At 64.3% G+C, this 23,230-nt stretch carries 18 protein-coding genes; 10 read left to right on the forward strand and 8 right to left on the reverse strand.

Annotated features, from left to right (window positions below):
- Positions 1-161 precede the first annotated feature (161 nt).
- Both RTP54_RS26230 and RTP54_RS26235 read left to right on the forward strand, forming a co-directional pair.
- Positions 162-1,325 carry a M20 aminoacylase family protein gene (locus RTP54_RS26230; RefSeq protein ID WP_112817028.1) on the forward strand — a complete coding sequence of 388 codons (1,164 nt, stop codon included), beginning with the start codon at positions 162-164 and terminating at the stop codon, positions 1,323-1,325.
- Positions 1,326-1,347: 22 nt separating this feature from the next.
- Positions 1,348-1,812, forward strand: coding sequence for an Lrp/AsnC ligand binding domain-containing protein (locus RTP54_RS26235; RefSeq protein WP_077502818.1), 465 nt, complete (start codon positions 1,348-1,350; stop codon positions 1,810-1,812).
- 56 nt (positions 1,813-1,868) lie between these two features.
- Here RTP54_RS26235 and RTP54_RS26240 read toward each other — a convergent pair whose 3' ends face one another.
- On the reverse strand, positions 1,869-2,918 hold the full coding sequence (locus RTP54_RS26240; RefSeq protein ID WP_112817029.1) for an NAD(P)-dependent alcohol dehydrogenase: 1,050 nt from the start codon (positions 2,916-2,918) through the stop codon (positions 1,869-1,871).
- A 221-nt stretch (positions 2,919-3,139) separates the two neighbouring features.
- Here RTP54_RS26240 and RTP54_RS26245 point away from each other — a divergent pair, with 221 nt between their 5' ends.
- Positions 3,140-4,096: an AraC family transcriptional regulator gene (locus tag RTP54_RS26245; RefSeq protein ID WP_312366632.1), complete on the forward strand. Its 957-nt coding sequence runs from the start codon at positions 3,140-3,142 to the stop codon at positions 4,094-4,096.
- A 12-nt stretch (positions 4,097-4,108) separates the two neighbouring features.
- On the opposite strand, the gene RTP54_RS26250 is transcribed toward RTP54_RS26245, so the two are convergent.
- Positions 4,109-4,591, reverse strand: a complete 483-nt coding sequence (locus RTP54_RS26250; RefSeq protein ID WP_112807267.1) for an Lrp/AsnC family transcriptional regulator — start codon at positions 4,589-4,591, stop codon at positions 4,109-4,111.
- Positions 4,592-4,671: 80 nt separating this feature from the next.
- Between RTP54_RS26250 and RTP54_RS26255 the strand changes: the two genes are divergently transcribed.
- Together RTP54_RS26255 and RTP54_RS26260 are read left to right on the forward strand one after the other, a co-directional pair.
- Positions 4,672-7,728 (forward strand): aminotransferase class III-fold pyridoxal phosphate-dependent enzyme, encoded by a 3,057-nt coding sequence (locus RTP54_RS26255; protein ID WP_312366634.1) that lies wholly within the window; start codon positions 4,672-4,674, stop codon positions 7,726-7,728.
- 110 nt (positions 7,729-7,838) lie between these two features.
- Positions 7,839-8,849: an amino acid ABC transporter substrate-binding protein gene (locus RTP54_RS26260; protein WP_312366635.1), complete on the forward strand. Its 1,011-nt coding sequence runs from the start codon at positions 7,839-7,841 to the stop codon at positions 8,847-8,849.
- A gap of 503 nt (positions 8,850-9,352) precedes the next feature.
- On the opposite strand, the gene RTP54_RS26265 is transcribed toward RTP54_RS26260, so the two are convergent.
- From RTP54_RS26265 to RTP54_RS26280, 4 genes are all read right to left on the reverse strand, one after another.
- Entirely contained in the window at positions 9,353-10,240 is an 888-nt protein-coding gene (locus RTP54_RS26265) for a branched-chain amino acid ABC transporter permease (protein WP_173423542.1), read from the reverse strand.
- A 26-nt stretch (positions 10,241-10,266) separates the two neighbouring features.
- Positions 10,267-11,004, reverse strand: a complete 738-nt coding sequence (locus RTP54_RS26270; protein ID WP_312366639.1) for an ABC transporter ATP-binding protein — start codon at positions 11,002-11,004, stop codon at positions 10,267-10,269.
- A gap of 93 nt (positions 11,005-11,097) precedes the next feature.
- Entirely contained in the window at positions 11,098-12,261 is a 1,164-nt protein-coding gene (locus RTP54_RS26275) for an ABC transporter substrate-binding protein (protein ID WP_312366640.1), read from the reverse strand.
- Between the two features lie 34 nt (positions 12,262-12,295).
- Positions 12,296-14,170 (reverse strand): branched-chain amino acid ABC transporter ATP-binding protein/permease, encoded by a 1,875-nt coding sequence (locus RTP54_RS26280; RefSeq protein WP_312366641.1) that lies wholly within the window; start codon positions 14,168-14,170, stop codon positions 12,296-12,298.
- 179 nt (positions 14,171-14,349) lie between these two features.
- Here RTP54_RS26280 and RTP54_RS26285 point away from each other — a divergent pair, with 179 nt between their 5' ends.
- Genes RTP54_RS26285 through RTP54_RS26305 form a run of 5 tightly spaced genes read left to right on the forward strand, consistent with a single transcriptional unit; the run spans position 14,350 to position 19,475 of the window.
- A complete protein-coding gene (locus RTP54_RS26285) occupies positions 14,350-15,231 on the forward strand; it encodes a MurR/RpiR family transcriptional regulator (RefSeq protein ID WP_312366642.1) in 882 nt (293 codons plus the stop codon).
- A 42-nt stretch (positions 15,232-15,273) separates the two neighbouring features.
- Positions 15,274-15,936 (forward strand): isochorismatase family cysteine hydrolase, encoded by a 663-nt coding sequence (locus RTP54_RS26290; protein ID WP_112833352.1) that lies wholly within the window; start codon positions 15,274-15,276, stop codon positions 15,934-15,936.
- A gap of 36 nt (positions 15,937-15,972) precedes the next feature.
- Positions 15,973-17,319 (forward strand): glutamine synthetase family protein, encoded by a 1,347-nt coding sequence (locus RTP54_RS26295; protein ID WP_112807278.1) that lies wholly within the window; start codon positions 15,973-15,975, stop codon positions 17,317-17,319.
- A gap of 15 nt (positions 17,320-17,334) precedes the next feature.
- Entirely contained in the window at positions 17,335-18,159 is an 825-nt protein-coding gene (locus RTP54_RS26300) for an N-formylglutamate amidohydrolase (protein ID WP_312366644.1), read from the forward strand.
- Positions 18,156-19,475: an aspartate aminotransferase family protein gene (locus RTP54_RS26305; protein WP_312366645.1), complete on the forward strand. Its 1,320-nt coding sequence runs from the start codon at positions 18,156-18,158 to the stop codon at positions 19,473-19,475. The genes RTP54_RS26300 and RTP54_RS26305 overlap by 4 nt, the downstream gene beginning before the upstream one ends.
- Before the next feature lie 20 nt (positions 19,476-19,495).
- Here the strand turns inward: RTP54_RS26305 and RTP54_RS26310 are convergent, their stop codons facing one another.
- Complete coding sequence (locus RTP54_RS26310; protein ID WP_312366647.1) at positions 19,496-22,423, reverse strand: aminotransferase; 2,928 nt, start codon at positions 22,421-22,423, stop codon at positions 19,496-19,498.
- Positions 22,424-22,486: 63 nt separating this feature from the next.
- Positions 22,487-23,230, reverse strand: coding sequence for a histidine utilization repressor (hutC, locus tag RTP54_RS26315; protein WP_312366915.1), 744 nt, complete (start codon positions 23,228-23,230; stop codon positions 22,487-22,489).

Below are 23,230 nucleotides of genomic sequence, written 5' to 3' on the forward strand. Positions count from 1 at the left end.
AAAATCCTGCTGTCACCACCGTCGTCCTCGAAATTCCGCTGTTGCCTCGTCTCGTTCGGCTATTTAGCCTATATGGCGAGGAGATGGCAAAGCCCATTCGTTGGCGGCTTGGCCAATCCACCGCAGATAGATGTGATCGAACAGACCGACAGGACGCACAAATGCCGATTCTCAACCGTGCCGCCGAACTCCAAAACGAAGTCACCGAATGGCGGCGTCATCTGCACAAGAACCCCGAGCTTCTGTTCGCGGTGGAAAATACGGCAGCTTTCGTCGAAAATAAACTGAAGGAATTCGGCGTTGACGAAATCGTGACAGGTCTCGGACAGACCGGCGTCGTCGGCCTGATCAAGGGCAATCTCGGCCCCGGCCGCACCATCGGCCTGCGCGCCGACATGGACGCGCTGCCGATTACCGAAACAACCGGCAAGCCCTGGGCATCGGAAACATCGGGCAAGATGCACGCCTGCGGCCATGACGGCCACACGGCCATGTTGCTCGGCGCGGCCAAGTATCTCGCCGAGACCCGCAACTTCGCCGGCAGCGTAGCCGTCATCTTCCAGCCGGCCGAAGAGGGCGGCGGCGGCGGCAACGAGATGGTCAAGGACGGCATGATGGAGCGCTTCGACATCGCCGAAGTCTATGGCATGCACAACATGCCGGGCATGCCGGTCGGCCATTTCGGCAGCCGCGTCGGCGCGATCATGGCCTCGACCGACGAGTTCACCATCACCATCAAGGGCCGCGGCGGCCACGCGGCCCAGCCGCACAAGACGATAGACCCGATCGTCATCGGCACCCAGATCGTCACCGCACTGCAGACGATCGCGTCGCGAACGGTCGATCCGCTCGCATCCGTCGTCGTCTCGGTGACCAAGTTCAACGCCGGCTTCGCCCACAACGTCATTCCGGAAGAAGCCGTGCTCGGCGGTACGGTGCGCACGCTGAAACCGGAAGTGCGCGATATCGGCGAGACCCGCATCCGCCTGATCGCCGAAGGCATCGCCGATGTCTATGGCGCCACCGTCGACGTCTGGTACAGCCGCAACTATCCGGTCACCGTCAACCATGAGGACGAGACGGCTTACGCATTGAAGGCGGCAGCCGACATTGCCGGCGAAGGCAATGTCCGGCCGTCGCTCGACCCGATGATGGGCGGCGAGGACTTCTCATACATGCTGCTCGCCCGCCCGGGCGCCTTCATCTTCATGGGCAACGGCGACACCGCGGGGCTGCACCATCCCGGCTACGACTTCAACGACGAAGCGATCCCGCACGGGATTTCCTATTGGGTGAAACTCGCGGAAACGCGACTTGCCGCCTGAGGCGCGGGCGGGAGGCGGCATGATGCATCAGATCGATAAGATAGACCGTAGAATTCTCAACATCCTGCAGGCGGACGGCCGGATCACCAACCTTGAGCTTGCCGATCGCATCGGCCTGTCGCCGACGGCGACCAGCGAAAGGTTGCGGCGGCTTTTGAAGGAGGGGTATGTTTCCGGATTCGGCGCCCGTCTCGATCCGCAGAAGCTCGGCTTCGGCCTGCTGGTCTTCATCGAGGTCATGCTCGACAAGACGACACCCGATGTCTTCGACCAGTTCGCAACCGCCATCAAGCAGGCACCGGCCGTGCTCGAGTGTCACATGGTTGCCGGCGGCTTCGACTATCTCGTCAAGACCCGCTTCGAGGATATGGCGGCCTACCGCAACTTCCTCGGCCAGGTGCTTTGGACGCTGCCGGGGGTCAAGGAGACCCGCACCTACGCTGTCATGGAAGAGATCAAGAACGACGGGCCACTGCCGCTCGTCTGAGAGAAAACAGGATGGCCCCGGGTGCCGATGGCATCCCGGGGCCGTTTTTGTCAGGCTTACGCCGCGTCGAGCGAGGCCATGTCGATGACGAACCGGTAGCGCACGTCGCTCTTGACGACCCGCTCATAGGCTTCGTTGATCTCCTGGATCCTGATCGTCTCGATCTCCGAGACGATGTCGTGCTCGCCGCAGAAGTCGAGCATTTCCTGGGTTTCCTTGATCGAGCCGATCATCGAGCCGGAAATGCTGCGACGCGCGGGAACCAGCGCGAAGGCATGCACCGGCACGGCATTTTCCGGGATGCCTACAAGCACGAAATTGCCGTCGACCTTCAACAGATTGACGTAGGCGTTCCAGTCGATCTCGGCCGCAACCGTGCAGATGATCAGGTCGAACTGGCCCTGAAGCGCCTTGAAGGTTTCCGGGTCGTTGGTGGCGTAGTAGTGATCGGCACCGAGCTTCAGCCCGTCTTCCTTCTTCGAAAGCGTCTGGCTGAGAACCGTGACATCGGCGCCCATGGCGTGGGCAAGCTTGACGCCCATGTGGCCGAGACCACCCATGCCGACGATCGCGACCTTCTTGCCGGGACCGGCCTTCCAGTGGCGAAGCGGCGAATAGAGCGTGATACCGGCGCAGAGCAGCGGTGCGGCAGCATCCAGCGGCAGGTTTTCCGGGATCGACAGCACGTAGCCTTCCTTGACGACGATGCTGTCGGAATAACCGCCCTGGGTCGCGGTCTTGCCGTCCGCTTCGACGCCGTTATAGGTCACGACCAGGCCCGGCATGTAATGCTCGAGGTCGAGATCGCGCGTCGCACAGGTGGTGCAGGAATCGACGAAGCAGCCGACGCCGGCACGGTCGCCCACCTTGAACTTTGTGACCTTGGAGCCGACGGCGGTGACGATGCCGACGATTTCATGGCCGGGAACCATCGGGAAGGCCGAGTTGCCCCATTCGTTGCGTGCCTGGTGAATGTCGGAGTGGCAGACGCCGCAATATTTGATGTCGATCACCACGTCGTCGTCGCGCGGCTCGCGACGTTCGAAGGTGAAGGGCGTAAGCGGTTTCGACGCGTCGGTCGCCGCATATCCTCTTGCAATGGCCATCAGTCTGTCCTTCAATTTTGGGAGATGCGATACGGCCGGAGCGTTACCGGCAGACCGCAGGCAGGGACTATGCGTTTGCCAAAGCCGAAAGCGTTATCGCGATCCTGCAAAGTTTTTGCCCGATCCTGCAAGAATGGGAAATGCATAATGGCAATAGCGCTTCGAAGCTCTATCTGAGCATTGCCTCCGAAAAAGCTAAGCCACTGGAAAGACCACGGAATATGACAGACATGCGACAGACTGCCAGACAGGACATGATCGACGTCATTGCCCGGATCACCGGGAAGGACGGAGATCACCGGACGGCAATCCCGGGCTTGAGCATCCATCGCCACTCCGGCGATGCGCCGGCCAACTGCGCCGCCTACAAGCCGAGCCTCGCCGTCATCGTCCAGGGCGCCAAGCGCGTGGTGCTTGGCGACGAGACGCTGATCTACGGTGCATCCGACTATCTCCTGACCTCCATAGACCTTCCGGTCCTGTCGCAGGTCTGCAAGGCGTCGATCGAAGAACCCTATCTCAGTTTCGCCTACCAGATCGATACGGCCAAGATCCCGGCCCTGCTCGACTTTCTTGCGCAAGGCCCCCTGTCCGCCGCGGCATTGTCCGCACCGGCCTCGCCGCGCGGCATGACCGTCAGCAAGATCACGCCCGACCTCGAGGATGCAGCCCTCCGGCTGCTGCGCCTGCTCGACCGGCCCGACGATATCCCGGCACTGCTGCCGCTGGTCGAACAGGAGATCCTCTATCGCCTGGTCACCGGCCCGCACGGCCACCGGCTTCGCCAGATGGCGACCGCGGAAAGCCAGCCGCACCAGGTCGGCCGTGCCGTCGCCTGGCTGAAGGAGCACTATTCGCGGCCGCTGCGTATCGACGACCTGGCAAGTCGCGTCTCCATGAGCGTCTCTTCCCTGCATCACCATTTCAAGGCGATCACCGCCATGAGCCCGTTGCAATACCAGAAGCAACTCCGGCTGCAGGAGGCGCGACGGCTGATGCTGGAAGAAAGCCTCGATGCCGGAGATGCCGGCCATCAGGTGGGCTACGAAAGCCAATCACATTTCAGCCGGGAATATGCCCGCCACTTCGGCGAGCCACCGATGCGCGACATCGGCCGCGTCCGCCGCACCCTGGTCGAGCGCTTCGCCGGCGAGCCGGAGATGCTGAGCGAAGGCTGAAGCGAAAGGGTATCAGCTCCGCTCGATATCGCGCCGGAGCACGATCGACGTCGTCAGGTCCTCGACATTGTCCATGGTCGCGACCTCGTTGCGCAACTCGTTCAGCGCATTGATGGAGCCGACTTCCACTTCGACCACCAGGTCGAGCTGGCCGCTGACCGACGACACCTTTCGCACGGACGAAAAGCCGGCAAGCCGGTCGAGCACGCCGATCGACGGCGTGCGCTGCAGCGTGACGAGCAGAAACGCCTGGATCTGCCCCTCCTCCAGCTGGCCGATGTCGGCACGATAGCCGCGGATGATGCCCGCCCTTTCGAGGCGGGTGACACGTTCCGTCGTCGCACTTCTGGAAAGCCCGATCCGGCCCGCCAGCGACTTCATCGGGATGCGCGCCTCCCGCGACAGGATGCTCAGGATCGTCCGGTCGATCGCGTCTGTGTCCTGCATGATTTCCGCCTCCGAGCGCGCCGACAAGATGACGGTTATTATAAACATAATGCCGGTGCAACCGGCATATTGCCGGATGCATGCCCGGGCCACCCGTGCAACTCTGCCCACAAGACAAAGGGCTCCCGATGAACGACATGCTGAAGACCACCCCAGACCTTTCCATCGACCAGGCGGCCGCACTGCTGAAGCAGCATTACAGCCTCTCCGGCACGCTCTCGCTGCTTGCGAGCGAACGCGACCAGAACTTCAAGGTCGAGACGACAGATGGCGCCACCTTCATCCTGAAGATCGTCAACGGTGCCGAACCGGAGATCGAAAGCGATTTCCAGACGGCGCTGCTTGGCCACGTCGCAGCCTTTGCCGGCGATTTGCCGGTGCCGCACATCGTTCCGACCGCGGCGGGGACCAGCCTTGCCGAAACCACCAGCCCGCATGGCGTGCGCCACCGGCTGCGTCTCGTCAGCTGGGTGTCGGGCCTGCCGCTTGCCGAAACCGGCCGCAGCGCCGCAGCCCTCCAGTCTCTCGGCCAGATGCTCGGCCGCTTCGACGCCTCGCTGAAGGGCTTCATGCATCCGGGCGCGCTGCGCGACCTCGACTGGGACATCCGCAAGGCCGGCCGCTCTGCTGGCAGGCTGGGCCACATCGCGGATCGCGAAGATCGGGCACTGCTGGAGCGCTTCCTTGCCCGCTTTACAGAGACAGTCGAGCCGAAGCTGGCAACGCTGCGCTCGGCCGTCATCCACAACGATGCCAATGACTGGAACGTGCTGGTCGACAAGTCGGACCATGACCGCATCTCGGGCCTGATCGATTTCGGTGACGCGCTCTACGCGCCCGTCATTGCCGAAGTCGCGATCGCCGCCGCCTATGCCGGTCTCGATCATGCCGATCCGATCGGCGCCACCGCCGCCATCGCCCGTGGCTTTCACGCCGAATATCCGCTGCTGGAAGAAGAGGTCGACCTGCTCTTCGACCTCATCGCCATGCGGCTGGTCACTTCGGTCACCATCTCGGCCTCGCGCCGAGCGCACACGGCCGACAACCCCTATCTCGCCATCAGCGAAAAGCCGGCCTGGACGCTTCTGCGCAAGCTCGACCGGATGAACCGGCGGTTTGCGACCGCGATCCTGCGCAAGGCATGTGGCTTCGAGGCAGCACCCGGTACGCGTGGCGTTACCAACTGGATCACCGATAGCCGCAAGGCACTAGCCCCGTTGCTGGAGCGACCGGCCGCCACCTATCCGGCGGCACTCGTCCCCTATGGCGATCCCGATCACCCGATGACGGTGAAATCCTCCGCCGAGCAGCCGGACGAAGCTCAGGCAATCTGGGAAGACTATTGCCGCGAGCATGGCGTCGACCTCGGCGTCGGCCCCTGGGGCGAGGCCCGCACGGTCTATGCCGGCGACATGTTCGTCTCGCGGCTGATCGAGAACACCCGCCGCACCCACCATCTCGGCCTAGACCTGTTCATGGCCGCCGGCACGAAGGTCTTCACCCCGATCGCCGCCACCGTCGTCAGCGTCGAGATCGAACAGGACCCACTCGGATACGGCTGCCTGATCGCCCTTCGCCACGAGCCCGAGGGCTGCCCGCCTTTCGTGTCGCTCTGGGGCCATATGGCACATGAGGCGATGGGCCGGATCGCGGCCGGCGACCGTCTCGAAGCCGGCGCGCTCGTCGGCGAAATGGGTGCACCGAAGGAAAACGGCGGCTGGGCGCCACATCTGCATCTCCAGCTCTCCGTCGACACCAGCCTTTCGGCCACCGAGATCCTCGGCGTCGGCGAACCGCAGTATCTCGACGTCTGGGCCGAACTTTTCCCAGACGCGCGCACCTTCGCCGGCATTGCCGATGAGTTCTATCAAAAGAGCGGCCGCGCCCATGACGAGATCGTCAAGCTGCGCCGGGAATTGCTGCTGCCGAACCTGTCGATCTCCTATGACAAGCCGATCAAGTTCGTGCGCGGCGAAGGCGTCTGGCTGATCGACGACAGCGGCCGGGCCTATCTCGATTGCTTCAACAATGTCTGCCACATCGGACACGCTCACCCGGCTGTGGTCGAGGCCATGGCAAAGCAGGCAGCGACCCTCAACACCAACACCCGTTACCTGCACGACAACATCGTCGCGTATGCCGAGCGGCTGACGGCGACGTTGCCGAAGGAATTGACCGTTGCGGGCTTCGTCAACAGCGGCTCGGAGGCAAACAGCCTGGCTCTGCGCCTGATGCGCGCCCATACCGGCCGCGAAAACGCCATCACCCTCGACTGGTCCTATCACGGCACGACCCAGGAGCTGATCGACATCAGCCCCTACAAATTCCGTCGCAAGGGCGGCAAGGGCCCGAAGCCGCATGTGCATGTTGCCGCGGTTCCCGACAGCTATCGCGCGCCCGCCGACTGGCCGGCCGAAGAACACGGCAAGCGCTTTGCCGAAAGCGTCGCCGAACAGATCGCCGCCATTCAGGCCAAGGGCGAAGGCCCGGGCTTCTTCATCGCGGAATCGATCCCGAGCGTCGCCGGCCAGGTGTTCCTGCCCGATGGCTACCTGAAGGAAGTCTATCGCCTCGTGCGCGAAGCCGGTGGTGTATGCATCGCCGATGAAGTCCAGGTCGGCTTCGGCCGCGTCGGCAGCCATTGGTGGGCGTTCGAGACGCAAGGGGTCGTTCCCGACATCGTCACCATGGGCAAGCCGATCGGCGATGGCCATCCGCTCGCCGCGGTCGTCACCACCCGCGAGGTCACCGACAGCTTCAACAACGGCATGGAATACTTCAACACCTTCGGCGGAAACCCGGTTTCCTGCGCCGTTGGCCTTGCCGTTCTTGACGTCATCGAGGGCCAGGACCTGCGCGGCAACGCGCTGGCCATCGGCAACTATCTCATCGCCTCCTTCAAGGCGATGCAGGCGCGCTACGAGGTGATCGGCGACGTGCGCGGCATGGGCCTGTTCCTCGGCATCGAACTGGTGACCGACCGCAAGACCAAGGCCCCCGCCACCGAATTTGCCCGGGCCGTCTCAAACGGCGCCCGCCAGCGCGGCGTGCTGATGGGCACCGAGGGGCCGCATGACAACGTCTTGAAGATGCGTCCGCCGATGATCTTCTCGAAACGCGACGCCGATCACCTGCTCGCCGTGCTCGAAGAGACGTTTGCGGATGTGAGCAAAAGGCTCGGCTAAAGGCCGAGCTCGATACCGCCGAAAAAACAGCCAGTTGGCCGGGACGCACACGCGCCCCGGCGGCGAAGACGCTTGCCTTCAAAACCGTATAACAAGAGGAGAACAGAACAATGAAATCAGCAATTCTGGCACTTGCGGGTGCTGCATTTCTCGCCGGAACGGCGGCCAGCGCCGCCACGCTCGACGTCGTCAAGGAACGCGGCGAGCTCCGCTGCGGCGTCAGCCAGGGCGTGCTCGGCTTTTCCGCCCCGAACGACAAGGGCGAATGGAGCGGCTTCGACATCGACTTCTGCCGTGCCGTCGCGGCTGCCACGCTCGGCAACCCGGACAAGGTGAAATACGTGCCGCTCTCGACCAAGGAGCGCTTCACTGCGCTGCAGTCGGGAGAAGTCGATCTGCTGTCGCGCCAGACCACCTGGACGCTGTCGCGCGACACCGATCTCGGCATGAGCTTCGTCGGGGTCAACTATTATGACGGCCAGGCCTTCATGGTGCGCAACGACCTCGGCGTGAAGAGCGTCAAGGAACTTTCGGGCGCATCCATCTGCACGGAAACCGGCACGACCACCGAGCAGAACATGGCCGACTATTTCAGCGCCAACAACATCCAGTATCAGGTCATCGCCTTTGAAAAGCCGGACCAGACGGTCCAGGCTTTCAACACCGCGCGCTGCGACGTCTACTCGACCGACGCTTCCGCGCTCTATGCGCAGCGCCTGACGCTGAACGATCCGGACCGCTTCGTCGTGCTTCCAGAAGTCATCTCCAAGGAGCCGCTCGGCCCGGCCGTACGCCAGGGCGACGAGCAATGGTTCAAGGTCGTGCGCTGGACCCTGTTCGCGATGATCGAAGCCGAGGAGCTGGGGATCACCAAGGACACCGCAGCCAAGCTGCAGGAGAGCGGCAACGTCGGCCAGAAGCGCTTCCTCGGCATCGACAACGAAGCGGGCAAGGCGCTGGGCCTCGGCCCGACCTGGGCCTTCCAGGCGATCTCCGCCGTCGGCAACTACGGCGAAGTCTTCGAAAAGCACCTGGGCAAGGACAGCGCGCTCAAGATCGACCGCGGCCTCAACAAGCTCTGGAGCCAGGGCGGCCTGATGTACGCGCCACCGGCGCGCTGATCGCATTCACATCCGGAGACGGTCTCTCATCCGGACGTGCACCAACCACAAGACCAGCCAACCAACTCGCCGCGGCCCTCACCGCGGCGTTTTTCTTTCGTTTTTGGCGGTTGGTGGAAGTCGGTCGCGGTCCGTCGAACCAGAGCAGACCTTCCGCCACGGCCAGCGGCAGCTTTCTAAGGTGACTGGAAGTTGCAGACAAACGCGCGGCGATGTTGGACACGTCGGACAGTCGCCGAGTACCCTTGATCACGTCAGGACCGGATGGGCGGCACGCAGACCACGAGATCCCTCATTTCTGTGCTTGTCACAGAAATCCAGCTAGCCCAAGTCCTTGGGCTGGAAGCTCCCTCAGGCCGACCGACGTCGGGCCGCTGGATTCCGGCGCATGGCCGGAACGCGGGCGCCAGGGATGCGCCGCCCGTCGAAGGGCATGACCTGTCACCGGCTGAAATGTCCAACAGAGCGTTTTTCCGGGCAACCCACAAATCGGCCGCAACCCTTTAAAGCTTGACGATCGTCTTGCGCGCCAGCAGGCCCTGCGGCGCGAAGAGCAGCACGCCGATGACAAGCAGGATGGTGAAGGCATCGCGGTAGCTGAGCAGGCTTTCCGGCAGGTAGGCCTGCAGGAACACCTCGATGAAGCCGAGCAGGAAGCCACCGGCAACGGCGCCCGACAAGCTGCCGAGCCCGCCGATGATCGCGGCGATGAACGCCTTCAGGACCGGGAGGAAGCCCATCAGCGGATCGACGCTGCCGCGCTGCGCCACCCAGAGAATGCCGGCGACACCGGCAAGCAGCCCGGAAATGGCAAAGGCTGTCGCCACAACAGCGTTGGCGCGAATGCCCATCAACCGGACGATGGCGAAGTCCTCGGACGCCGCCCGCATTGCCCGGCCGAGAACGGTGGTGCGCAGGAAGAGATTAAGACCGACGAGCATGATGACGGTGACGAGGATCGACGTGCCCTGGATCAGGCCGAGATGAAGCCCACCGATCTCGATCGTGCCGGAAAAGCTCTCCGGCATCGGCACGGGCTTCGGCCGCGCCGAGATGAAATTCTGGAAAATGACGCGCAGGATGGCGCTGACGGCAAAGCTGGTCAGAAGCAGCGTCGTACCGCTGGCGCCGCGCACGGGCCGGAAGGCGACGCGCTCCATCAGCATGGCAAGGACGACCGCGATCATCAGCGCACCGAAGACGGCGAGCGGGAACGGCAGGCCGAGCAAAAGCGCAAAGCACAGGCCATAGCCGGCCGCCGTCATCAGCTCGCCATGGGCGAAGTTGATCAGCCCCATGATCGAGAAGACGACCGCAAGCCCGAGCGCGAGAAGCGCGTAGGTGCCGCCGAGGCTGAGCGCGTTGACCAGCTGCTGCAGGAACATGTCCATTGTCGTGACCTCTTGCCCGCGGGCCCTCAGGCGCCGAGATAGGCGCCCTGGATTTCGGTTGAATTGCGAAGCTCGGCGGCGGTGCCGGAAAGCACGATCCGGCCATTCGCCATGACATAGCCGGCGTCGGCGATTTCGAGCGACAGCGCGACGTTCTGCTCGACCAAGAGGATCGTCAGGCCCTTCTGGCGCAGGCCGGCGATCAGGTCGAAGATCAGGTCGACCACCTGCGGCGCGAGCCCGAGCGACGGTTCATCCAGCAGAAGAAGGTCGGGCGACGACATCATCGAACGGGCAATCGCCAGCATCTGCTGTTCGCCGCCGGAGAGCGAACCGGCCTTCTGGCCGAGACGTTCCCTCAGGATCGGGAAGCGCGACAGCATGTCTTCGCGCACCTCCGCGATGACGCCGCGCGCCTTGTGCATGGCGCCGCCGAGCAACAGGTGTTCGTCGACCGTCAGGCTTGGGAAGATGCGCCGCCCCTCGGGCGTCAGCGTCATGCCGAGGCGGACGATCTGTTCGGGTGGAAGACCGGAAATGTCGCGGCCGTTGAAGGAAACCTGACCCGCCTTCTTGGCGGCCAGCCCCACCAGGGCGTTCAGCGTCGAACTCTTGCCGGCGCCGTTTGCCCCGAGCAACGTGACGATCTGCCCCTTGCCGACGGTGAGATCGACGCCCTTAAGCGCCTCGACGGCACCATAGGCGACCTTGAGGCCGCTGACCTCGAGCAAGGGCTTCTGCGCTGGTATTTCACTCATCATCATCGGGGCAAAGTCCTTGCCATGGATTGCGAGGCGGCCTTGCAAGCGGCCGGCACGATCCCCGGCACATCGCCGGAGATCGCAAGGAGCGAGTGATCAGGGAGCCGGAATATCGGCTGCCGCCGGGACGCCCTGGCTGATCAGTTCGCGGTTGCCGCCGCCGATGCGCACCAGCGACACCGAGCGCAGCGGCATGCCCTGCGTGCCGGCGTAGCTGATCGGGCCGGTCACGCCCTGGACGTTTTCAAGCCCGGCGATGGCGTTGCGGATGGCGACCGGGTCGATGCTGTTGGCTTCGGTCACGGCTGCGTCGATCACCTTGCCGAGGTCGTAGCCATTGGCGATGTAGACCGTGTCCGGATCCTGGCCGAACTTCTCCTTGTACTTGACGTTGAAGTCGGCAAGCGGGCTGCCTTCGCTGGCAAAGCCGGCGGTGGTGAAGACAACGCCGTCGACTGTCGCGCCAAGGCCGAAGGTCGTCGGTGAATCGATGCCGTCGCTGCCGAGGATCGGGATGGTGACGCCGGCGCCGCGCAGCTGGCGGATGAAGGCCGGGAAATCGGGCTCATAGGCTGCCGTCATGATGACGTCGGGAGCCGGGTTCATCGCCTTGATCTTGGTGACCTCGGCGCCAAAATCCTGCTGGCCCATGCTGAAGGTGCCCTCGCCCAGCAACTCGCCGCCCTTGGCCTTGAAGGCAACACCGAAGTACTCCGGAAGCTTCAGCGTATAGGCGCTGTCGGGAGACTTCAGGATATAGGCCCTCTTGTAGCCCTTCTCGACCGCGTAGGTCGCAAGCACCGAAGCCTGGACGTTGTCGGCCGGATAGTTTCCGAACATGTAGTCGCCGACGGCAAGCGGCATGGTCGGGGTCGTCGCGCAGAACGAGAAGGCCGGGATCTGGGCGGCCTGCGTCACCTGGCCGGCGGCGATCGACGGATCGGCATCGCAGGGCGTGATCATGATCTTGACGCCCTGGTCGACCAACTCCTGTGCCACCAGCGCGGTCTGGGCCGCGTCCGAGCGGGTGTCCTTGGCCACGAGCTTGATCGGGAACTTGCCGGCGGCTCCCCCGGCCGCGTTGATTTCCTCGACCGCCATTTCCAGACCCTTCAGAGACGGCTGGTCATAGGGCGCAAGGCCGCCGGTCTGCGCGGTGGCAAGGCCGATGACCAGGTCTTCGGCAAGCGCCGGCAGCGGCGACAGCGCGAATCCGCCTAGGATGGTGGTGAGGCACAGTGTCCTGAGATTGGATTTCATCGGTAGGCTCCCTCTTTCTGATTTCGTTGGCTGATCAAGCTGGGTTGGTAAGCCCGCTCGCGCCCGGCTGGAGGCCTCCTGCCTCGACAGCTTCGCGCTTTGCATGCCCCGCCGACCGGCGACGGCCGATATAGGCTTCGATGACATCGGGATTGGCCTGGATCTCCGCTGGCGTGCCGATGGCGATCTGCTGGCCCTTGTTGAGGACGACCACGATATCGCAGAGCCGCATGATCAGCTTCAGGTCATGCTCGACGACGAGCAGGCCGAGCCGGTACTTCGTGCGGATGCGGTCGAGCACATGCATCAGTTCCTGCGTTTCGGCCGGGTTCATGCCAGCCGCCGGCTCATCGAGCAGCAGGTAGCGCGGCTTCAGCGCCAGCGCTCGGGCAATCTCCAGGCGACGTTGCGCACCGTAGGATAGCGTGCCGGCAAGCTGGTCTGCAAAGCCGTCGAGACCGACCTCGGCCAGCACCAGCCTGGCGCTTTCCATCGGGTCCTCGCCATTGCCCTTCAGCGCGCTCGCCGCCACCCGCACATTCTCAAGCACGGTCAGGTTCTTGAACAGGCGGATGTTCTGGAAGGTGCGCGCAAGGCCCGCGACCGGAACCGCATGCACCGGCAGCGATGCGATATCGCGGCCGTCGATCAGGACCCGGCCGCTCGATGGCGGCACGACGCCGGACACGCTGTTGATCAGTGTCGACTTGCCTGCGCCGTTCGGGCCGATCAGGCCGGTCACGAGCCCCGGCTTGATCTCGAAGTTGGCGTTTTCCAGCGCCACGAGCCCGGCGAACTTCTTGCCGAGATTCTCGACCTTGAGCGTGCCGCCGGCCGGTACAGGCGTAATCTTCGGCGCATTGTCCGAGGATACCGAAGGTTTGGAAGCGCGCTTCAACCAGCCGAAACGCTCATCCAGCTCGCGCACGCCGAAAAGCCCGTCCTGCAAGCGATACATCACCACCAGGATCGCGACGCCGATACCGATATCGGTCAGACCGAAGACGGTGGGCAGCGTGACGAAGCCAAGGTCGACGCCACCTTCGAGTTTACGCAGAAGCTCGACGATCAGCATGATCACCGCCGTGCCGCCGACCGCACCCGAGACGGTGGTAACGCCGCCGAGAATGAGCATCGCCAGCAGAACGAAGGTCAGGTTGAAGTAGAAATCCTTGGGCGAGAAGGCGCCGAGGAAATGCGCCAGCAGCGCACCCGCCGCACCCGCGAGGATCGCGCCGAGCACCCAGCCGATGAAGCGATGCAGCTTGACGTTGACCCCGACGGCGGTCGAGGCGATCTCGTCCTCGCGTGAGGCCCTTAGTTTCAGGCCCGCGCTCGAATCCCGGTAGAGGCGGGCAATGGCAATGGCGGCGACGGCAAAGGGCAGCGCCACCCACAGATTGACCGCGCGCGGAATGCCGAAGAATGTCTGGCTGCCGCGGGTGATATCCGTCGAGGCGACCAGCACCACATGGACGATCACGAGAAAACCGAGCGTCGCGATCGACGCCGATGATCCGGCAAGGCGCGCGACGGGAATGCCGATCAGAACAGCGACCAGCGCCACGACCACCAGCGCCACGGCAAGCGCCGGCAGGAACGGCAGGTCAATGCTGGCCAGCCACGCCGGCAAAAGCGGCAGCGCCGTCTTCTGGACGATCGGGTTGATGGTGAGAAGACCCGACGCATAGGCGCCGATCGCCATGAACCCGACGTGACCGAAGGAAACGATGCCCGAATTGCCGGCATAGATGCCGATGCCGAGAACCGCGATCACGTTGATCATGAACAGCGTCACCAGGCGTTCGCCGCTGCCCGGAAAGAACAAGGAGGCGACGGCAGCGGCCGCCAGCAGCGGCAACGACGTTAAAAGGATACCGACGACGGTTTCTCGCCTGACGCGAACCATCTGCATTCCCCCGAATTGTCGACCCGCCGTCTGTTTTTGGCTCGGGCCAGTTCCCGAAATGAAAGTTATCCCATCGCGATCAGATGTCAATCTTGTTTCAAAAAACATTCTCTGCTAGCAATTATGTAACAAAAATTAGAAATCGGGATGCAAGCCATCATTTTTGGGAGGCGGAAATCGTGGCAATCCGGGATCGACTGACAGACGGGACCATCACCTTCACGCGATCGGAACTGAAGATCGTGCGGCAGTTGCTGGCGAACTATCCGGCCGCGGGATTGAATACCGTTGCCCATCTGGCCTCCTCGGCCGGGGTCAGCAATCCGACCGTGGTGCGCTTCGCCAACACGCTCGGCTTCGAAGGTTATCCGGAGTTTCAAAAGGCGCTGCTCGGCGAAGTGCAGGAGCGCATGAGCTCGCCGCTGTCGATGCTCGACGAACGGCGGCCGTCGCTGGAGCAGGAGAATTTCTACCAGTATTTCCTGCGGGCCAGCATCCATGCGCTCGAATCCTCGATGCAGATGCTGCCGTCGGAGGATTTCGAGGCGGCCGTCGATGCGGCAGCAGACATGAGTGCCCGCGCACACTGCCTCGGCGGCCGTTTCAGCGGCTTTCTCGCCGGCCTGCTCTGGTCGCACATGAAGCAGCTGAGGGGCGACACCCGCTGGATCAACGGCAGCCAGGCCGATCAGGTCGACCAGCTCGTCGATCTTGGCAAGCGCGACGTGCTGTTCGTCTACGACTATCGCCGCTACCAGAACGACACCATCCGCTTCGCCAGGGCCGCCGCCGCCCAGGGCGCGCGCATCGTGCTGTTCACCGACCGCTGGCTGTCGCCGATCGCCGATTTTGCCACCGTCACACTGACAGCACCCGTCGACACGGTCTCGCCCTATGACACGATGGTGCCGGCGATCGCCCAGACGGAAGCCCTGATCGCGGCGCTGACCGCCCGCCTCGCCACCCAATCGCGCGCCCGCATCGAGAAGATGGAGGAGCTGCGCCGTGGCTACGCCATCACCGAAGACGCCCTCAACCCGAACGTCGACGACGGCCGCTGACACCTTGCCGCAAGGCGAAAACCGACAACCGAGGAGAACCCAATGAGTGCCGTTACAGTGAAGGTCGGGGACGACATGCTGAGACGCGACAGCGACTATGAGCGCGGCCGCACGTCCGTCTTGTTCGTCGACATGCAGCGCATCTGGTGCGAACCGAATCTCGACCCGACCCACCCGCAGGACGCCGACAGCTATTATCACAAACGGCTGCGCCAGACGGTGATCCCCAACCAGGTCCGCATCCTGGAGGCCGCCCGCAACTCCGGCTGCGAGGTACTGCACACCATCATCGAGAGCCTGACGCTCGACGGCCGTGACCGCTCGCTCGACCACAAGCTGTCCGACATGCATGTGCCCAAGGGCTCGCCCGAAGGCCAGGTCATTCCGGAACTCGCGCCAATCGACAATGAGATCGTGCTGCCGAAGACCTCGTCCGGCGTCTTCAACTCGACCAACATCGACTACATCCTGCGCAACCTCAACACCCGCTACCTCATCATCGCCGGCGTCATCACCGACCAGTGCGTCGACATGGCGGTGCGCGATGCGGCCGACCGCGGCTATCTCGTCACCGTCGTCAACGACGCCTGCGCGACCTACAGCCCCGAGCGTCACGAAGGCGCCCTTCGCGCCTATTCCGGCTACTGCTGGACCACCGACACCGACACCGTCGTCAGCCGCATCAGGGGCCTGCGTCAGGCCTGAACCATTGCCGAAGATCTTGAGACAAGAGGGGAATTCATGACCGAGACCAGCAACGGCAAGGCTCACTCCGCACTGACGGAGCTCGCGACCTTCGTCACCACCGATATCGCCGGCATCACCCGCGGCCGCAGCTTCGCCGCCTCGCAGATCGACGATTACCTGCGCAAGGGCGTCGGCTGGGTGCCGGCCAACCTGGCGCTGACGCCCTTTGACCAGATCGCAGAGAACAACCCCTGGGGGTCATCCGGCGACCTCCGGCTGATGGCCGATCCGGCAAGCAAGGCGCGGGTCACCTGCCTGCCCGACGTCACGCCGCTGCACTTCTATCATTCCGATATCACCGACCTCAAAGGCGAGCCCTGGGAGTGCTGCGTGCGCAGTTTCCTCAAGCGCACGCTTGAGGAGTTCGAACGCGAAGCCGGCCTGAAAGTCATCTCCGCCGTCGAGCAGGAATTCCAGCTGCTCGGCGTCGACTGGCCGGACGCGCCGTCCTTCGGCCTGCGCGCCGAGCGGCGTGCCGACCCCTTCGGCCCGCTGTTGATGACGGCGCTGCAGGAGGCGGGCGCCGAGCCGGAAATGTTCCTGCCGGAATATGGCAAAGACCAGTTCGAGATCACTTGCCGACCCGCCGATGCGCTGACGGCGGCCGACCGCGGCGCAACCATCCGTGCCATCACCAAGGAAGTGGCAGCCCTCTTCGGCTGGAACGCCAGCTTCGCGCCGAAGACCAGCGCCAACGGCGTCGGCAACGGCGTGCACCTGCATGTGAGCTTCACCGACCTTGACGGCAACCCCGTAACCTTCGACGCCTCGCGCCCCGGCCGCCTGTCCAAGGTCGCCGGTTCGTTTGCCGCCGGCGTCATCCGCCACCTGCCGGCGCTCACCGCCTTCACCGCGCCGTCGGTGCTGTCCTACATGCGGCTGGTTCCGCATCACTGGAGCGCCGCCTACACCTGCCTCGGCGAGAAGAACCGCGAGGCCACACTTCGGATCTGCCCGACGCTCGATCTTCCCGGCAGCAACCCGGCCAAGCAGTTCAACATGGAGTATCGCGCCGCCGACGCCTGCGCCAGCCCGCATCTGTCGCTGGCCGTGCTGCTGAAGGCCGGTCTCGAAGGGATCCGCGCCGGCCTCGAACAGCCGCCGCTGATCAACTCTGACCCGTCGGATTTTTCCGAGGCGGACCAGAAGAAGCTCGGCATCCGCCGTCTGCCGGCGAGCCTGCCGGAAGCGCTGGAAACGCTTGCCGCGGACGAGGTCGTCACGGGCTGGTTCGCCAAGGATTTCCTCGATTGCTACGTCGCGATGAAGCGCAAGGAAATCGACCTCGTCGACGGCCTTTCACCCGACGAACTCTGCGCCCGCTACGCGGCCGTCTACTGATACGGATAGGCTCCCATGACTTCGACAATGGCCACCAAGAGCCCCGACGACCGACGCGGCCGGCATGACGCCCGCCAGCCGCTGCTGGCGATCGACGAGCCGCCGCCCTATGCGGTGTTCAACCCGGACGGCACATCGCCCTTCCTGCTCTTGTGCGAACATGCGTCCAACCGCATGCCGCGCGCGCTCGGCGACATGGGCCTGCCCGAACACGAGCGCCGGCGCCATATCGCCTGGGACATCGGCGCGCTGGCGCTCGCCCAGCACTTGAGCCTCAGCCTCGACGCGCCGCTGTTCTTCACCAACTATTCCAGGCTGGTGATCGACTGCAACCGTCCGCTTTCGGCGCCGTCCTTCATCCCAGAAGTCAGCGAAACAACCGAGATCCCGGCCAACCGGGATCTCCCGGACGCAGAGCGCCAGCAGCGCATCGACACGCTGTTCAAGCCCTTTGCCGATGCCGTAACCCGGCGCCTCGACCTGCTCGAAGCGAATGGCCAGAAGCCGTTCGTGATCGGTGTGCACAGTTTCACGCCCGTCTATTTCGGCAAGCCGCGGCCATGGCAGGCGGGCATTCTCTACCGCGACGCCGGGGCCTTCGCGCAGTCACTGATCCGCGGTTTGAGCCAGGAAAACGAGCTGACGATCGGCGACAACGAGCCTTACAACATCCATCCGGACGAGGACTACACAGTCCCGGTCCATGCCGACGCCCGCAAACTGCCGGGTGTGTTGATCGAGGTCCGGCACGACCTGATCGACAGCGATGTTGGCGTTGCCGCCTGGGGCGAGCGGCTCACCCGTTGTCTGAACACGAGCCTTGAGGAGTGCCGTCGTTGAGCGAAAGCCTCTACGAAAGGGACGGAGAGGCCATTGCCGGCCTGCAGAAGCTGCGCTTCTTTCCGCTCGCCATCGCCGGCGGCCATGGCGCGCGCCTCATGGAGGAGAGCGGCCGGGAACTGATCGACCTCTCCGGCGCCTGGGGTGCCGCAAGCCTCGGCTATGGCCACCCTGCCCTCGTCGAGGCGGTGTCGCGCGCCGTCGCCAATCCGGCGGGCGCCAGCGTCCTGTCGGCCGCCAATGCGCCGGCGACCGCCCTTGCCGAAAAACTGCTCGGCCTCTTTCCCGGCAACGGGCGAAACAAGGTGTGGTTCGGCCATTCCGGCTCTGATGCCAACGAGGCCGTCTTCCGGGCGATCGCCAAGGCGACCGGCCGCACCGGCGTCATCTCCTTCGTCGGCGCCTATCACGGCTGCACCACCGGTTCCATGGCATTCTCCGGCCATAGCGTCCAGGCGGGCGCGGCCAAGGCCGACGGCCTGGTCCTGTTGCCCTACCCCGACCCCTTCAGGCCCTATGAGGGCGACGCCAGCGGCGACGCGATCCTCGACCTCCTGAAACAGCAGTTCGCAACGACGGCGCCACCCGAAAAGATCGGCTGCGCCTTCATCGAGCCGATCCAGTCGGACGGCGGGTTGATCGTGCCGCCGAAGGGGTTCTTCCAGAAGTTCGCCGATCTCTGCAGACAACACGGCATCCTCGTCGTCTGCGACGAAGTGAAGATCGGGCTTGGCCGCAGCGGCAAGATGCACTGCTTCGAGCACGAGGATTTCGTTCCAGATATCCTGACGATTGGCAAGGGTCTCGGCGGCGGCCTGCCGCTGTCGGCGGCGATCGGACCGGCCGAGATCATGGACTGCGCCACCGCCTTTGCGATGCAGACGCTGCACGGCAACCCGGTCTCGGCATCGGCTGGACTGGCCGTGCTCGAAACCATCGAGCGGGAGGGCCTGGCCGAGGCCGCACGCCGTAAGGGCGAACGCCTGCGCGAAGGTCTGCGGCAGATGGCCGAACGTCACGACCTGATCGGCGATGTGCGCGGACGCGGTCTCGCCACGGGCGTGGAACTGATCGCCGATCACAGTGACCGGACACCGGCGTCAAGAGAAACCGCCAAGCTGATCTACCGCGCCTATGAGCTTGGCCTCGTTGTCTACTATGTCGGCATGAACTCCAACGTTTTGGAGATGACCCCACCGCTAACGATCTCGGATGCGGAGATCGACCAGGCGCTCGCCATTCTCGACCGCGCCCTTGGCGATGTGGCAGCCGGCCGGGTCTCCGACGCTGTGCTTGCCAACTTCGCCGGCTGGTAAGATCGGCACGGGGGCGTTGCCTACCAGCCCTCGTCCAGCACCCGCGTCAGCATGTCGGCGAAGAAGTCGGCGCTCTCGCGGCTAAGGCAGAGCGGCGGCTTGATCTTCAAGACGTTGAGGTGATCGCCGGTCGGCTGCATGATCACCCCGAGCTCCAGCAGGCGGTCGCAGATGGCGGCCGTCTCCTCGCTCGCCGGCTCCAGCGTGTCGCGATCGCGCACGAATTCGACACCGAGATAAAGCCCCATGCCGTGCACCGCGCCGACGACCGGAAACCGTTGCGCAAGCGCTTCAAGCCTTGTCTTGAGATACCCGCCGACGACACGGGCATTGTCCTGCAGCTTCTCTTCTTCGATGAGATCGAGCACCGTCTGGCCGACGACGGAGCTGACCGGGCTGCCGCCGGAGGACGAGAAGAAATAGCCTTCCTTCTCCAGCGCATCGGCAATCTCGCGCCTGGTGATGACGGCACCGAGCGGGTGGCCGTTGCCCATGCCCTTGGCGATGGTGATGATATCCGGCACCACGCCCTGTTCCTCGAAACCCCAGAAATAGTCACCGAGCCTGCCATAGCCGACCTGCACCTCGTCGGCGATGCAGACGCCGCCCCGCTGCCGGACCATGGCATAGACCGCATCGAGATAGCCCTTCGGCAAGGGGATGCCGCCGGCATTGCCATAGACCGGCTCGCAGATGAAGCCGGCAAGGCCTTGCCCCCCCTCTTCCAGCGCGCGCAGCTTAGTCGCCACCGACCGCACATAGTTGTCGGTGGTGTCGGCGCCGCGGAATTGTCCCCGATAGGTGTTGGGCGCGACCACTGCATGCACCCAGTCGGGCCGCATTTCGAGCGCCTGCGGGTTGTCGGCGATCGAGGTCGAGACGGCGTCGCTCGCCACCGTCCAGCCGTGATAGGCCTCGAGCAGGCTGACGACATTGCGCTCGCCGGAAAAGGCCCAGGCGAGCCGCAAGGCGAGGTCGTTTGCCTCCGAGCCGCTGTTGACCAGGAAGACCGTGTCGAGACCGTCGGGCGCAAGCACTGCCAGCCGCTCTGAAAATTCGGCGACCGAGGCGTAGTGAAATCGCGAATTGGTGTTGAGCAGCGACCATTGCCGGCCGACCGCAGCAGCCAGCCGCGGATGGCCATGGCCGAGGATGGTGACGTTGTTGACCATGTCGAGATAGGCCCTGCCCCCGACGTCGAACAGATGTTCCTTCCAGCCGCGCTCGATCTGCGGCGGCGCGCGGTAGTAGTTCTTCTGCGGTCTGGCGAAATGCTGCAGGCGGCGATCGAGCAGGTCGGCCGAATGCGGCGCCGGCGCATCGCAGTTAAAGCCGAGAATGCCGGCGGGCGACGGGCAGAGTTCCTGCCAGACGTCTGCCTGATGCGCGGGAGCAAACAGCGGCGGGATCAACCCCGGTTCGCGGCAGAGCTGCACCCGCATGAGGCCGAGCCCGTGCCCAGCCTCGCTCACCAGACCGATGGGCGTACCGGCGGTAACCGTCTCATCCGTGCCCTCCGGCGGTTCGAGACCGGTAAGATGAAGGACCGCCGCTGGACCGCTCAGCACCATCCGCCCGTCGTGCCATTCGGCCCGGCCGGCAAAGGGTGCCCTGACGACGGCACCCACGGGCAGGCAGAGATCCACATGCAGCGCAAAAGTTGATCTCGATCGCGGCGACCGAAGCGCGCTCTCGGTCAGCCGGTACTCGCCATACCGCGTCGAGGCCATGCCGATCGCATGGGCCGCCGTCTGCAGCAGCGATGCCGGAAGGCCTTCGTGCTGCCAGCGCTCCTCCGGAAGCAGCGGACTCAGAATGGAAAGATCGATCTGGCGCACGCCGGCCGGCTCGATGTCGACGAGTTGCCCCTCGCCCAGCACCGGTGCCGCCTTTTCAGGCACGGCGTCGACGGCGCGCAGGATCGCTCGCTGCATCAGCGCCGGCGGCACGGAAACGGCAACGTCGAAGATCTCACGCTCATGGGCGGCGTTGCCGCTGACATAGGCATTGTCAGGATCGATGGCGAGCTGCTGCTGCGAACTGGCGACGAGGATGGCCGCGCGCGCGACGATCAGCGGCCACAGGGCCTTCAGCTCGCTCTCCTCGAGCGGACATACCGCATGGAAGGCGCGCACGGCCGGCAGGATGAAAAGAGCGTCACCATCGGCATGGTGCAGCAGCGAGGCGCAGGTGACGGCCAGTTCGGCAACGAGCCAGCCTTTGAGGATATCGCCGAAATCGATGACGCTGTCCGGCATCGGTCGGCCCGCGGCATCCGGTTGCCCGACGACATTGTCATCGGTGACGTCGTGATGGATCGCCTGCACGCGTAGGTCGGCCGTCAGGGGCTGAAGCCGGCGCATGGCCGAGACCATCGCTTCGGCGATGCGCTTCTTCAGACCCTCGTCGTTCATCGCCGCCAGCAGATGCAGGGCGACCGGGGCCGCGTGCCTCAGATCCCATTGCAGCTCGCGGTCGAGCCCGGGATGGTCGAAATCGCGCAGCGCCACCGCCAGCCGTCCGGCGATATCGCCGAGGGCCGCGACCGTGTCCGCCGTCAGGTGTTTGCGCTGCGTCAAGGGCACGCCATCGAGATAGGTCAGAAGACGAACGCGATAGTCCTGGCCACGCACCTTCACATCGATGATATCGCGGCCGTCGAGATCGCGCACCACTTGAGGCGCCCTGACGGCGCCGGACTGCCGGGCGAGGTGAAGCAAGGCTGCGTTCTGGGCCTCGAGCTCCTGCAGGTCATAGGCAGCCCGGCAGATCTTCAGCACGAAGCGCGCCTCGCCGGTGTCGATCCGGAAATTTCGGTCCTGCTGGCTGCCCAGCTCGCTCAACGCGCCCGACAGGCCGAAGTGCTCCAAGAGAATGCGCGCGGCGTCCTCGGGCGTGACATCTGGCCTTGGCAATTCCGTGCGAAGCTTCAGCGCGTCTTCAACCATAGTGTCGCCTCCATCACATCCGGCACCATGCCGACTTCCGTTACGACCGAACGGGTCTCCCGATCATTGCGACATACCTTCAAGGCGATAACGAGTCCCGGGATAGAGCAGGCGCGCCGTCGTCACATTGGCGCTATCCGACCAGGTGCGGCGCCGGATCATCAGGCAGGGCTCGTTTCGGTCGATGCCGAGCAGCTTGCACTCCCATGGCTGCGGCGACACCGCCTCGACGATCTGCTCGGTGCGGGTGATCGGCGCCACCGCCGTCAGATAGGCGTTGGGCGTCATGTCGCGAAAATCCTGCTCCATGTATTTCGGGCAGATGGCCGGATTGACGAATCGATCCTCGATCTGGATCGGCAGGCCGTTTTCCGAATGCACCATGATCGAATGGAAAACCCGTGCGCCGGTCACAAGCCCGAGCGCATAACCGATCTCCGACGGCGCGACTTCTTCCTGCATCAGCGTCATGCGCGAGGTGTGGGCATGGCCGCGCTCGCGGATCTCGTCGGCGATGTTGCGCACTTCCAGAAGGGCCGTGCTGCCCTTGTGGGCGGCGACGAACGACCCCACGCCCTGGACGCGGGTGATCGCGCCCTCGGTCGCAAGCTCACGCAGCGCCCGGTTGGCGGTCATGCGGCTGACGCCGAGATCGGCGACGATCTCGTTTTCGGAAGGGATGCGGTGATGTGCCGGCCACTCGCCGCTGTCGATGCGCGTGCGGATGAACTGCTTTACCGCCTCGTAGCGTGGCACCGGTCCGTCCTCGAATGCCGCCATGTCGATCCTTCGCCTGAGTGCCGTTAT

Source organism: Ensifer sp. (assembly GCF_031989085.1).
In the GTDB taxonomy this organism is placed as follows: Bacteria; Pseudomonadota; Alphaproteobacteria; order Rhizobiales; family Rhizobiaceae; genus Ensifer.

Coding starts and splice junctions, on each gene's coding strand:
- RTP54_RS26230 (WP_112817028.1), top strand. CDS start 162: ATGCCGATTCTCAACCGTGCCGCCGAACTCCAAAACGAAGTCACCGAA.
- RTP54_RS26235 (WP_077502818.1), top strand. CDS start 1,348: ATGCATCAGATCGATAAGATAGACCGTAGAATTCTCAACATCCTGCAG.
- RTP54_RS26240 (WP_112817029.1), bottom strand. CDS start 2,918: ATGGCCATTGCAAGAGGATATGCGGCGACCGACGCGTCGAAACCGCTT.
- RTP54_RS26245 (WP_312366632.1), top strand. CDS start 3,140: ATGACAGACATGCGACAGACTGCCAGACAGGACATGATCGACGTCATT.
- RTP54_RS26250 (WP_112807267.1), bottom strand. CDS start 4,591: ATGTTTATAATAACCGTCATCTTGTCGGCGCGCTCGGAGGCGGAAATC.
- RTP54_RS26255 (WP_312366634.1), top strand. CDS start 4,672: ATGAACGACATGCTGAAGACCACCCCAGACCTTTCCATCGACCAGGCG.
- RTP54_RS26260 (WP_312366635.1), top strand. CDS start 7,839: ATGAAATCAGCAATTCTGGCACTTGCGGGTGCTGCATTTCTCGCCGGA.
- RTP54_RS26265 (WP_173423542.1), bottom strand. CDS start 10,240: ATGGACATGTTCCTGCAGCAGCTGGTCAACGCGCTCAGCCTCGGCGGC.
- RTP54_RS26270 (WP_312366639.1), bottom strand. CDS start 11,004: ATGATGATGAGTGAAATACCAGCGCAGAAGCCCTTGCTCGAGGTCAGC.
- RTP54_RS26275 (WP_312366640.1), bottom strand. CDS start 12,261: ATGAAATCCAATCTCAGGACACTGTGCCTCACCACCATCCTAGGCGGA.
- RTP54_RS26280 (WP_312366641.1), bottom strand. CDS start 14,170: ATGGTTCGCGTCAGGCGAGAAACCGTCGTCGGTATCCTTTTAACGTCG.
- RTP54_RS26290 (WP_112833352.1), top strand. CDS start 15,274: ATGAGTGCCGTTACAGTGAAGGTCGGGGACGACATGCTGAGACGCGAC.
- RTP54_RS26295 (WP_112807278.1), top strand. CDS start 15,973: ATGACCGAGACCAGCAACGGCAAGGCTCACTCCGCACTGACGGAGCTC.
- RTP54_RS26300 (WP_312366644.1), top strand. CDS start 17,335: ATGACTTCGACAATGGCCACCAAGAGCCCCGACGACCGACGCGGCCGG.
- RTP54_RS26310 (WP_312366647.1), bottom strand. CDS start 22,423: ATGGTTGAAGACGCGCTGAAGCTTCGCACGGAATTGCCAAGGCCAGAT.